Origin of the sequence: Aureibaculum flavum, assembly GCF_016406085.1 — a bacterium.
Taxonomy (GTDB): Bacteria; Bacteroidota; Bacteroidia; order Flavobacteriales; family Flavobacteriaceae; genus Aureibaculum; species Aureibaculum flavum.
Genome location: NZ_JAEHFJ010000003.1, coordinates 432,529 through 445,693 on the forward strand (window position 1 = coordinate 432,529; position 13,165 = coordinate 445,693).

9 protein-coding genes are annotated in these 13,165 nt (G+C 30.6%); 6 read left to right on the forward strand and 3 right to left on the reverse strand.

Annotated elements, in window-relative coordinates; genetic code table 11:
* Positions 1 to 4: 4 nt before the first annotated feature.
* The 4 genes from recO to JBL43_RS07840 all read left to right on the forward strand — a co-directional run bounded on the left by recO (position 5) and on the right by JBL43_RS07840 (position 5,283).
* Entirely contained in the window at positions 5 to 718 is a 714-nt protein-coding gene (gene recO / locus JBL43_RS07825) for a DNA repair protein RecO (RefSeq protein ID WP_198840895.1), read from the forward strand.
* A gap of 80 nt (positions 719 to 798) precedes the next feature.
* Positions 799 to 3,246, forward strand: coding sequence for a TonB-dependent receptor (locus JBL43_RS07830; RefSeq protein ID WP_198840896.1), 2,448 nt, complete (start codon positions 799 to 801; stop codon positions 3,244 to 3,246).
* 130 nt (positions 3,247 to 3,376) lie between these two features.
* On the forward strand, positions 3,377 to 3,892 hold the full coding sequence (locus tag JBL43_RS07835) for a response regulator (RefSeq protein WP_198840897.1): 516 nt from the start codon (positions 3,377 to 3,379) through the stop codon (positions 3,890 to 3,892).
* A 92-nt stretch (positions 3,893 to 3,984) separates the two neighbouring features.
* Positions 3,985 to 5,283, forward strand: coding sequence for a TlpA family protein disulfide reductase (locus JBL43_RS07840; protein WP_198840898.1), 1,299 nt, complete (start codon positions 3,985 to 3,987; stop codon positions 5,281 to 5,283).
* 69 nt (positions 5,284 to 5,352) lie between these two features.
* Here JBL43_RS07840 and JBL43_RS07845 read toward each other — a convergent pair whose 3' ends face one another.
* Together JBL43_RS07845 and JBL43_RS07850 are read right to left on the reverse strand one after the other, a co-directional pair.
* Positions 5,353 to 7,077 carry a porin family protein gene (locus JBL43_RS07845; RefSeq protein WP_198840899.1) on the reverse strand — a complete coding sequence of 575 codons (1,725 nt, stop codon included), beginning with the start codon at positions 7,075 to 7,077 and terminating at the stop codon, positions 5,353 to 5,355.
* 70 nt (positions 7,078 to 7,147) lie between these two features.
* Positions 7,148 to 10,171, reverse strand: a complete 3,024-nt coding sequence (locus JBL43_RS07850) for a tetratricopeptide repeat protein (protein WP_198840900.1) — start codon at positions 10,169 to 10,171, stop codon at positions 7,148 to 7,150.
* Positions 10,172 to 10,461: 290 nt separating this feature from the next.
* On the opposite strand from JBL43_RS07850, the gene JBL43_RS07855 reads away from it, so the two are divergent.
* A complete protein-coding gene (locus JBL43_RS07855) occupies positions 10,462 to 11,139 on the forward strand; it encodes a cell division ATP-binding protein FtsE (protein ID WP_117880172.1) in 678 nt (225 codons plus the stop codon).
* Here the strand turns inward: JBL43_RS07855 and JBL43_RS07860 are convergent.
* Complete coding sequence (locus JBL43_RS07860; RefSeq protein ID WP_198840901.1) at positions 11,136 to 12,254, reverse strand: hypothetical protein; 1,119 nt, start codon at positions 12,252 to 12,254, stop codon at positions 11,136 to 11,138. The two genes, JBL43_RS07855 and JBL43_RS07860, sit on opposite strands and share 4 nt — an antisense overlap.
* A 91-nt stretch (positions 12,255 to 12,345) precedes the next feature.
* Between JBL43_RS07860 and JBL43_RS20395 the strand changes: the two genes are divergently transcribed.
* The gene (locus tag JBL43_RS20395) at positions 12,346 to 13,164 is read left to right on the forward strand and encodes a 2OG-Fe(II) oxygenase (protein ID WP_198840902.1); all 819 of its coding nucleotides are present in this window, start codon (positions 12,346 to 12,348) and stop codon (positions 13,162 to 13,164) included.
* The last annotated feature ends 1 nt before the right edge of the window (position 13,165 follow it).

A 13,165-nucleotide genomic window follows, 5' to 3' on the forward strand; every position in this document is an offset into this window, starting at 1 on the left:
CAATATGCTAATTACAAGTAAAGCAATTGTGCTTAACGCCATTAAATATGGCGACTACGATCTTATTGTAAAATGCTATACAGAACAAGGATTACGGTCTTATTTAGTTAAGAGAATCTTTAAAGCAACAAAAGGCAAGTTATCTCCTGCATTTTTTCAACCCCTAACGCAATTGGAAATAACAGCTAATTACAATAATAACAGGTCGTTACATTTTATAAAGGAGGCTAAAATTAGTACGCCATATATTACCATTCATAATAACGTTATTAAACAAACCATGATGGTTTTTTTATCTGAAGTACTCTCTCATGCTTTAAAGGAAGAAGAAGAAAATCAGTCGTTGTTTAGTTATTTAGAAACTGCCTTTCAATGGTTAGATAGCCATTCAGACACCCCTAATTTTCATTTGGTGTTTTTGATGAATCTCACTAAATATTTAGGGTTCTATCCTGAAAAAGGTAACCAATTTTTGTATTTCGATTTAAATGAAGGAAAATTCACAAATCACATAATATCAAAGTTATACATTTCTGGTAAAAATTTAGATTATTTTAAAGCACTACTCGGCACAAATTTTGATGTAGAGAATGAGCTAAAACTGAATAAAACAAATAGACACGAGTTACTGGAAATTCTAATCCAATATTTTGAATTACATTTACCAGGATTTAGAAAACCGAGATCTTTAGAAGTTTTAAAAGCTGTGTTTAACTAGGTGTTTTAAAGGCCTATAATAAAATTATAATCAATCTATATTAACGAATTAAAACAAATAGATTGGTAAAATTAATAGAGATGAAGCGTTTTTTATTACTTATTTTAATCTTTTCTTATGTTACTTCAAATGCACAAACAATTACTGTTTTAGATGAAGAAAGCAGATTCCCAATTTCTAATGTGGCCATTTTTAATGAAAATAAAACAAAACATGTAGTTTCAGATAAGGATGGACAGGCCGATCTTTCTGTTTTTGAATTTAATGATATTTTATCTTTCACTCATTTTTCGTACATAGAATATGAAGTTTTAAAGCGGCAAATTACTACTGATATAATTATTTTGAAAAGTACTGAACATACTTTAGATGAGGTTTTTTTATCCTCATCAAAAAGTAAGGAATCACGTAATCGAATTGCGGAACAAATAGATGTTTTTTCAATAAAAGATATTCAACGTATTTCTCCACAGACTTCGGCAGATTTGTTAGCGGAAATGCCTGGTATAAAAGTTCAAAAATCACAGTTCGGTGGTGGAAGTCCTGTATTACGAGGTATGGAATCAAATAGAGTGTTATTGGTGGTTGATGGTGTTCGTATGAACAATGCCATTTATAGAAAAGGACATTTACAAAATTCTATTACGGTATCACCAACAATGTTAGACAGAACTGAAGTCATATTTGGTCCTTCGTCCGTTATTTATGGGTCTGATGCTTTAGGAGGTGTAATTCATTATTATACTAGAAAACCAACGTTAAGCAATAAGCCTAATATAAATGGAGCTGGTTTGATGAGGTATAGTACGGTAAACAATGAATTTTCTGTACAGGCGGGAGTAGAACTCTCTTTTAAAAAATTAGCGAGTTACACGAGTATTTCTCACAGTAAGTTTGGTGATTTAATGATGGGTAAAAGTAGAAATCACGGTTTTGATGATTGGGGCAAAGTAACTGAATACTCCAACAATACTAATGATTATTATAGTGAAACACCAATAGCTAACTCTAATCCCAATTTGCAAAAGAATACAGGATTTGATCAAACTGATTTTTTACAAAAATTACTTATTCCACTTACTGATAAATCAAGTTTGAGTTTAAATTTACAATACAGTACTACTTCTGATATTCCGCGTTTTGATCGATTAACAGAAAGAAGAGATGGCGAGTTGCGATATGCAGAGTGGTATTATGGGCCGCAAAGTAGATTTATGGTATCAACTCAATTGGAGCTCAACCCAGAAAAAAAATGGATGAACCATGGTTTGATAACATTGGCTTATCAAGATATAGAAGAATCTCGTATCGACAGAAAGTTTAACAGTCTAGATAGGTCTTATAAAACAGAAAATGTAGACATTTTTAGCTTAAATGCAGACTTTTCTGTACCCTTAACAAAAACAAAAGATCGTATTTTATCTTATGGTGGTGAACTTACGCATAACGATGTAGGCTCTAAGCCTGAAGGAAAAACGTTGGCTGTTAGTGGGAATACAATTACAGGTTATTCAGGTGCTTTTGCAGTACAATCTAGGTATGCGGATGGCGGAAGTACGTATTCTACAGCTGCTACCTATGTAAATTATCGTCAAGATATTAGTAAGACCTCAACGTTAAATTCAGGAATTCGTTTTACCTATACAAATTTAGCGGCTACTTGGATAGATGAAACTTTCTTCACATTACCAGATAATGATATCACTATCGATAATTCAGCGGTTACAGCTACATTTGGGTACGTCTTTAAACCAGTTACTGATTGGCAATTCAATGGTGTATTATCTTCAGGATTTCGTTCACCAAATTTAGACGATACTGGTAAAGTACGCGAAAAGTCGGGTGATGTAACCGTACCAAATATTAATTTAAAACCAGAATTTGCCTATAATGCGGAACTGGGTATTTTAAAATATTTTAATAATAAAAAATTCTATGTTGGTGGTACAGTATATTACACGTTGTTAGATAATTATATTACACGTGAAGGCTTTGTTTTAAACGGAAACACAACGATGATTTATGAAGGAGAAGAAGCGAATATTGTAGCCAATGTAAATAAAGACCAAGCCTATATTTATGGGGGAACTTTTGATATAAAAGGCACATTTTCTGAGTATTTTAGCACACGAGCTTCAATAACGTATACCAAAGGAAAAGCGTATGATACTGAAGAACCCTTATCTTCAATTCCTCCACTTTTTGGTATGATAGAATTAAGCCATGAAAAAGGCAGGTTTAGCAGTAGTATTGATTTCAAGTTTAATGGTAGAAAAAGACCAGAAGACTATAATATTACGGAAGATATTGACCGTTATGATGAAACACCTTATTTAGCGGAAACAGATTCTTATTATGGTACACCAGCTTGGACAACCTTAAATATGAATTCAAAATACAAGCTCACAAAAAATCTTGATTTTATGGTTGCCGTTGACAATATTTTTGACATCCATTACAAAGAATTCGCCTCGGGTATTAGTGCACCAGGCCGTAATTTTTCTTTTACGTTGTTAGGTAATTTTTAGGTTATTATATATGTGAAGTCTCGTTTTTACTAAAAAATAATTAACTATATTTGTAACAGTCGCTTAACATATTTTACAATACCAATCGCTTATATTCTTTCTTATTTGTTAAGTTGCCTTTTAGATGACTATGAAAAATGATTTAACAGATAATCCTCCTGAAAATTGCAATACTATATTAATAGTTGAAGACAATCAATTGTTATCAGATGCAATTGAAATGATGATAAAATTATTGCCTGTAAAAGATTCATTACCAACGATTCATATTCAAAAAGCTATGGACTATGAGAATGCGGTGGTAAAAATTTTAGAAATTCCAAATCACGGAGACTTAAATACTGTGATTTTAGACATTAATCTCGGAAAGCAAAAAAAAAGAGAACGGAAATCGGGTCGAGAGTTGGGTGTTTTAATAAGAAAGCATGCTCCAAAAACCAAAATCATTGTTTTTACATCTCATAGCGATGAACTTGAAATAAATTCAATTTTAAAAAATATTAATCCTGAAGGATTTTTAATAAAAGATGGTCGTACTGATCATAATTTGTTCCAAGAAGTAATATTAAAAGTGATTAATGGAGAAACTTATTATTGTGATACAGTTTTAAATGTAATGAGCAATATAAAAATCCGAAATAAGTAATTTATTTCAACTTGTTGGAGAATTAAAAAAGAGTAATAATGTATAGATTTTTAACCCTTTTAGGATGTTTTTGTGTGTTATTTTCATGTAAAATGAGTAAAACTAACGTAAATGATATTTCAATTGAATTAACTAAAACTGATAATGACTCTATAGCTTTTGATAATTTTTATTCAATAAAAATGGTATCTTCATTATATAATTTTAATCCAAAATTTTACCAATCTCAATTTGAATATAAAAATATACCTAATGTAGATTCACTATTGATTTCAACGTTAGTTCAAGACTATAATAAATTTAAGTATGACTTATATAAGTTAGGTTTCCTTGATAGCTTGTCTCCCAGAATAGATAGCTTAATTGAAAAGAAGAAACCAGCTTTGAACGTTCAAGCTATTGTAACCTATTTTTCTAACGGTAAACAGACTGTTATTTTTGATGAAAATAATAATAAAGATTTTTCAGATGACCAGGTTTTAACTTTTAATGAAAATTATTATTTAGAGTATAAAGATCAGAGAATCGATACTAATTTACCTGTTCAAAATCTTAATCTAAGATTAGAAATAAACGACAGTATTATTTTTCAAAAACGAAAAGTTATTATTTACCCTAGTGCATATTCTTACTATACGGGTTCTTTAAGCAATGATGAGGTAATAAATAAATCTAGAATTCATTTTAAATTTAAAGATTATTGGAAAGGTAAGTTTAGTTACCAAGACAAAAAATATGATTTAGCCATACAAGGTTTTCATCCTCGTTATTTAACGTTTCTTATAAAACCAGATTCATTTTCTTTTAGCAAAACGTCTTCAGAGTATAATGCGAATTTCACTTACAAATTAAAAGATACTATACAGCTGAATAATGATTACTTTGTTTTAGATACTATAAAACAAGATATGTTCGCTTTAAAATTAAAAAAACTTGATTCTTTAAAGGAATTTTTCAGTGATAAAATGGGTTATAAACTCAAAGACTATCAGTTGTTAGATTTGAATACTATTCCATTTTCAGTTGATAGTGCTTTAAAAGAAAAAGATTATGTTCTATTAGATTTCTGGGGAACATGGTGTTTGCCTTGTAAAGCGTTAACTCCGCAATTGAAAAGCCTTTTTGATACGTTTGAAAATTTAAATATAGTAGGCATTGCTACGGATAGAGATATAGCCTCTGTTAAGGATTATGTAAAGAAAAACGATATTAGCTGGAAGAATACATTCAACGATGCCTCACCTAAGGGAATTAAAAGAGATTTAAGAATCTCAGCATATCCAACGTTTATATTAATTGATAATAACCGCAATATAGTATATCGGGGTGTTGGTAAGTTAGCCTTAAATGAAATAGAAGAGATAATTAACAAAAAAACCCGAAATAAGTAACATTTAGCAAAAGGGAGTAAGCTAAACGGTACTCATTAAGGGTTCATTAGTATCTTCTGTTAAGTTCTTTTAAAAATCGAATTTATAGGTCAATCCACCAAAAACTTGTAAACCTTGCACATAGTAATTCGTATATTTTTGATAATCGCTACTTAATAAATTATTTACCTTAGCAAACGCAGTAAGTTTTTCATTAAATTTATAACCTCCATTAAGGTTTAAATCTACATAATCACCTACGGTAACTCTAGTTGCTGGGTTAATTGGTGTTGAGATTTCATCTTTGCGACTACCCACATAAAATATGTTAGCACCAGCAAACCAATTATCATTATTATAATCAGCAAAGGCACTTATTTTTAACGCAGGTAAGTTCCATGCTTTATCTTCGGTTTTAGTGTCGTATTGATTGAATTCTGCATTACCACCTAATTTTAACTGTTTTGATACATCTATAGTGACTTCTGCAAAACCACTAATAGTTTTAATAGTATCATAAACCACTCCAAAAGAATTTCCGGCTTTATAGCCATAATCAACTAAATCAGTTCCTTGGGTTTTAGAAGCATTTAACTTGTATAAAGGCTTATCACGCTCGTTGCTATATGATGCTTTAAAGTTATATCCAATATTCGAGGCTAATTTTCCTTTTAAACCAAAGAACCCATTATATTGTTCATCGGTACGTCTCATGGTTAAGGTAGGCGAAATAAAAGGATTCTCATCTGCAAAGCCTTTAAAGGAGTTTTGATGTAAATCTCCAGTTACACCTCCATAAAGTGTCAAAACCTCGTCTATAAGCTTGTAAGAGGCTGTAACGTTCGGATAATAATAGCCTTTACTTTCATTACCACTGCCTGTACCTGAACTATATAATAATTTTACACCAAGGTTCACGGTAAGGTCATTACGTAAAATTTCTAAACTAGGGTTAAAACCAATATTAAAAAAGGTATATTTTAAATCGTCTGTATCTTCGTAATTTCTTTCAAATTTACCTCTTAAAAATTCTAAGCGTACATCAGCATTGATATACTCTGATGCAATAGGAAATTCTATTTTTGGTTTTGCTAAAAAGTGAATTTCTGCACTCCCTTGGTCGTCTGTAAAACGATTAGATTCAACAGTGCCACCTTGAAAAAAGGAATCTTTATAATCCACTTTACCGCCTACATAAATTTCGGTATATTTTTGTTGTTCATCAATACTTTCAATAGTATTTTCACTAAAAGAAATTAGTTCAGGTAAACCATACCAGTTGTATTTTTGCATTCTTGCACCCGCATTTACTTGCCAGTCAAAGTCGCGTTCTTCTTGTTTATAAAAAAGATCTAACCGTGTATCAAAATAATTATCATCTAGTTCAATATTATTAATACCTCCTTTGGATGAAATAAAGTTAAAAAAGGCTCCAAAGTCATTATAACGATTGCTATTTCCATGAATAAATAACTCTACACCTGGGGTAGAGAAATTACCAAATCCTGCAGAAACATAATTGTCATACACTTGTGGACTCGGATTTACCTTTAGCACTTTAGCTTTTCCTTTATTGGGCGTAAATGTAGAAGCTACAGGAATGGAAAAAATGCTATAACTAATAGGCTTTTTTATATCAATGTCGTTGGTGTCTATTTGAGGTGATGATTTAATTTTGAAAGCATCAGAAACTGTTGGGGTATATGATTTTACCACATTAATAACTTCCGTACCAATAGTATCTTTACTTCTTACTTGAGCAAAAGTTAAGGTGGTTACCAACAGTATAATCAATGTTGAAATGTATTTTTTCATGTTGTAATTAAATTTGAAATTTATATTCAAGATTTAAAATTGTTTTTGTACTTAATTTATTGATCCTATTCTAATTATCAGGATTGACAGATTCGTTAGTTTCAGCTTCTTTCTTCTTAATTTTTGAAAGTTCTGATTTGGCTTCATCGGTTACATCTTTATAATCTGAAAAGTTTTTAATCACACTTTCTAAAATATAAGTAGCTTGATAAGCATCTTGTAATTCGTAAAAGTTTTTTGCCATTACAATAAGTCCTTTGGCTCCATAATATTTATAAGCAGAATAATCAGCCACTAATGTTTGCACTGTGGTATTTGACACTTTGTAATTACCCTCTTGATGTTTAAAATAAGCATCGTAATAAATAGACTCGGCTTTTAATTCGCCTGTAGCAATTTTACCAACTTCGATATATGCTTCTTCAGCCTTACGTTCATCACCAGTTTTAATAGCAGAACGAGCAATAATTACTTTAGCATCAGATTTTACTCTATTTTCTAATTTTGGTCTTAATAAAACTTTTTCAGCATAGGCTACAGCAGCATCGTAATTTTCTTGTTCGTAATATCCTTTCATCAAATTACTTTGAGCAAAAGTGATGTTTTGAGGAAAATCAGCTTGTTCTTCCAAACGTTTTAAAATGGGCATTGCCTTCGTCCAATTATTAGCTTCTAAATAAGCTTGAGATAACCTTGATAAAGCTTGTTCAGTAAACTCATTACGTTCTTGATCTGTTACATAATTATAATAGGGTATAGAGGCTGTTTGTTGTTTTTCATTAAATAGAGCCTCTGCTAGATAGAAATTCGCGTTTAAAGCGTGCCCGCCACTTGGAAATTCTTTCAGATAACTTTTAAATGCTGAAATTGCTTTTTTACGATTGTTTAAGAGGTATTGTTTTTCAGCCGATTCGTACATGTCATTATCCAAATCAGAATCTGTTACAGTTACAAAGTCAAGGTCTTTTACCCACGCAGCATATTCGTCAACACGACCTAAATCTACATAGATTTGTCGTGCATTTGCAACAGCCTGTTTGGCTTCACCGGTATCAGGAAATTCTTTGACTACACGTCTATATTTATCTAAAGCTTCATTATCTCTTTCAATATTATAATAGATTAACCCTTGTTTTAATAAGGCTTTTGGCACATAAGAACTTCTTTTATATTCACTTAAAAGACTGTTATAAGAAGCTAAGGCAGATTCATTATCATCAGCAACAACATAAGAATTACCCAATTCATAATACACATCATCACGAAGGGTAGATTTAGGATACGCTTTTAAAAAGGCATTAAAATCAGCAATTTTAGCATTGTTTTTACGGATAAATCCATAACTCATCGCTCTTTGAAAATGAGCATAATCCCTATCTATACCTTTTTTGTTGATAACATTGTTATATGCTGTTATGGCTTTATTATAATTACTAGAAACATAAAATGCATCACCTAAGCGTAAGTAGGCATCGTTAAGTTTGTTTTCGTCGTCCGGATTGGTGTCAATAAACGACTGAAACTCATCACCAGCACGATTATAATCTTTTAATTTAAAGTAAGAATAGGCAATGTTGTAATCAATAAATTCATTCTCTGGAAGGCCAGAAGCGTTCATTTTTTGAAATTTTTGAAAACCAGCTAATGCGTCTTTAAAGTTATTTGATAAATAATTAGTCTCTGCTTTCCAGAAAATGGCTTTTGCTGTAGTTGAGGTGTTTCTAGGACTATCAATAGCAAGGTCAAAATAAGTCAATGCATCATCATAATCTCCATCATTAAATAATTGAATTCCTCTGTATAAAGCTACTTTTTGATATAAATCTTTATGATGTGCCTCGTTTTTACCCTTTAATGCAACTAAAGCACCAGCATAATCTTTAGAAGAAATATAAGCACTAATTAGTAATTCACCAATTTCATCTTTGGCGGTAGATTTTGGATACAGGTCTAAATATTCTTGCAACACATCAGGTACACTCTTATAAGGATTACCTATTTCATAACTCAGTTTAGCATAGTTTAACCAAGCATCTTTTTTAATATCCTCATTGAATTCCATTTGCGAGGCATTTCTAAAAGCATTTAGAGCTTCAGTTTTAAGATCCGTTTTCAAATAACACTCTGCTAAATGGTAATACGCATTTTGTGATACAGAATTTTCTCCACCAATAATTTTATTAAAATTAGCGATTGCATTTTCATAATCGTTTTGTTTGTAATAGGCATAACCTAATAAATAATAATCTGTATTATTCCATTTACGACGTTTCCCTTTGTAATTTTTTAGATGCGGTATGGCTTCAGCATATTTATTAAGGTTAAAATAACTTTCACCAATAATTTTTGAAATTTCTGATCGCTCGTTTACATCCGCTTTTTTAAGAAATGGTTCTGCAACATCAATAGCTTCTTGAAACTGTCCTGTTTTAAATTTGATATTTGCCATGTAGTATGGTACATCATCACCTAATTCTTTGTCATTAGCAACTTCGCCTAAATAACGATCAGCGTTGTCATAATCATCATCTTGATAAGCGATAAATCCGTAGTAATATTTCGCTTGAGAGCCATATTCTTGAGAAGTCAATAATTTTTGAAAAATACCTTTGGCTTGTTCATAGCTTTTCACTGCAAATAGACCATAAGCATATTTAAAATTAAAATCTTCTTCTTGCTTTATAGATAGGTTACGCGTTTCTACACGTTTGTACCATTTTAGGGCATAAGGATAGTTGGCATTTTTAAAATAATAATCGCCAACCTCTAAAAATGCCGTATTTTGTTTGGTACTTGTAGGAAAACGTTCAACAAATTTTAGCATCATTTTGTCGCCATCGCGTTCGCCAATTTGAATGGCACTGAATGCTTCATAATAAGCACAATTGGCTTTATACTCAGAAATATCGTCAAAATCAGATTTTAAAGAATTAAATTGGTGCTTGGCAGCAACAAAATCTCTGTTGTTATATAAGTCAACAGCATGATTGTAGGCCGTTAAATTGTGCGTATAAATTTCTGTTTTTTGAGCAAAGCTAGAAGCTGAGCAAATAAAAACTATGGTGGCGAGAAGCCAATTTTGGCAATGCTTCATTGTGGTGAATTGTTTAAAAAATAATTCGTAATAAATATCAAAAATAACACACTCTAAGTTAAACAACGTGCAAATTATTCTAAATTGTATAATTGTTAATTAATATAACATTTTGTTAACTAAATGTGTTAAAATTCATTATCAAATGGCAAAAATTGAGCCAAAATGATCTAAGTTAAATCATAAATATATTTTCTAATCGTTATTTTAGGGACTTTGGTAAAATCACTTCACACCTTAAACATTCAATTTTATTCCCTAAATTTGTCAAGCAAAATAATTACAAATCCATGTCCGAGCAAAAACCGGTATTACATTTAAAGAATGCCTTTATTTTTCAACAAGAAAATTTAATATTATCTGATATTAGTTTAGATATTTATAGAGGTGATTTTATGTATTTAATTGGAAAAACGGGGAGTGGTAAAAGTAGTTTGATGAAAACCTTATATGGCGACTTACCCTTAACACAAGGTGAGGGAGATATTGTAGATTTTGATTTGATAAAATTAAAAGAAAAGGAGATACCTTTCCTTAGAAGAAAATTGGGTGTTGTATTTCAAGATTTTAGGCTACTTAATGATAGAAATGTACATGATAATTTACTTTTTGTATTGAAAGCTACGGGTTGGAAAGATTCTTCTAAATGCAAATCTAAAATTGATGAGGTTTTAGAAAAAGTAGGGATGAGAACCAAAGGGTTTAAAATGCCTTTTCAACTTTCTGGTGGTGAGCAACAACGTGTGGCAATTGCTAGAGCGTTATTAAATGATCCTGAATTGATTTTAGCTGATGAGCCGACGGGTAATTTAGATCCGAAAACCTCTTTGGAGGTAATGAGCGTTCTGGAGGAAATTAATAAAGAAGGTAAAACCATATTGATGGCTACACATGATTATGCTTTAATTTTAAAATATCCTCATAAAACCATTAAATGTGATGGTGAAAAGGTTTTTGAAGTGGTTTAGGAAATTAAATCAATTATTTTTTGAGCATTTTCCTTGTTGTTAAATCCTTTTAAATGATTTGATTTCTTCCGTTTTTCGAACTCTTTTATTGAAAAACGCTCACCCATCAATTGATTCGTTTTTTCTATAAATTGTTGCTTTGTATTGGCAATTTCACATAAGTCTTTAAGTCCTGTACCTTCTACCATATCACTATTTACTAAACAAAATCTACCATTATAAAGTGCGTTGATTAATTTTAGTTTAATACCTGTTTTTTGAAAGGTTGGTAGTACATTAATATGAGCCTTTTCTAATAAGAGATCGAGGTGGCCTCCATCTTTAATAACAACAAATTTCATGTTGCTATGTAAGTCAATTTTTTTAGAAATATCCTTGTTGATAAAACTGCTTGCAAAGATTATAGGATAATTAATTTCTTTAAAAGCCGCTATTAAAAAAAGTGCAGATTTTATGTTATCGGCTATTCTTAAGTCACCATAATACAATATATAATCACCTTTCTCTGATAAGTGTTTTATAGTATTATTCTTATGAAATGCAGGAATGTAGACAGCTTTGTTAACGTATTTTTTTTGAAAATATTCATGTTCTAAAGGAGAAATCGTTAAAACTGAATTTGTTTTATTTACTATTTTTTCAAAGTATAAAAATTTTATAGCTTCAAGTTTAAAGATAATCTTTTTAAAAATGTTTTTCTCACTTTTTGCTAATCCATTTAAATACTCATGCTCTATATTATGAGCTCTTACAAGTATTATTCTATTTGCAAAAGTATTTTTTAGTAATGGAACAGTAGTATGTAAACCTTCAAATAATATGGGAGTATTACTATTTTTCAAATTTTTAAGCAGTACATTATTGTATCTAGATTTCGCTCTGAATGGGACTGTTGAAAAAACGCTACTTAAAATAGTATTACGTTTATAATAATAGATATGTTTACAATACTTTTTTAAATTTTCAGGCCTACCTCTACCAAACTCAAATACGTGTAAATAAATATCAACGTTTAATTCGCTTAATGCCTTTATTTTGTAGAAAACATCTATTACGCCACCGTAATTTGGGGGGAAAGGAACATCAAAGGAAACTATATGTAAGGATTGCTTCATTAGCACGTATTCATAAAAGTAAATAACCTTACGAAGGTATTGTTTTTAATATATTTTCAATACCTTTAAATTATAATTAATTTATCTTTTTGTGGAATATAGAAGAGAGACAATCGCAACACTATTATTAAATAGACTTACAGAACAAAAAGTAGATTTAAAAAGGCAGTTTATTGATTCTAAGCCATTAATTGGTCACTTTATTCTCGATAACCTTTTACCTAATGCCCTCACAAATGAGATTTATGAAAAATTTCCATCTACGAAAGAGGTAAAACAAAAAAAGAATATAAGAGAATCTAAATATATAGCGTATCAAATGAACGCCTACGATGCATTGCTGGAAGAAACTATTTATGCTTTTCAAGACAAAAGAGTAGTAAATATAATTAAAGAAATATGTGATTTAGATTCTGTATTACCAGACGAGAATCTATATGCAGGTGGGCTTTCGATGATGGGTAAAGAGAATTTTTTAAACCCTCACTTGGACAATTCTCATGATGCAGATTTAAAAAATTGGAGAGTATTAAATTTATTATTTTATGTTACTCCAGATTGGAAAAAATCATCAGGAGGTAGTTTAGAGTTATGGCCAAAAGGATTAAAGGCACCTTCAATTGAGATAACGAGTAAATTTAATAGGCTTGTGGTTATGTCTACGCATAATAACTCATGGCATTCTGTAAATAAGGTTACGACAGAGGGGGTTCGGTGTTGTGTTTCAAATTATTATTTTTCTGAGAATCCAATTCATAATTCTGATAAGTTTCATATAACTACGTTTAGAGGGAGGTCAAATCAGAAATTGATAGATGTTTTATTAAGATTAGATAATCAATTAAGAAAAGGGGTTCGTAAAATTTTTAAAAAAGGAATTAGAGAGAACCCTCATAAATATAAAAAGTAAT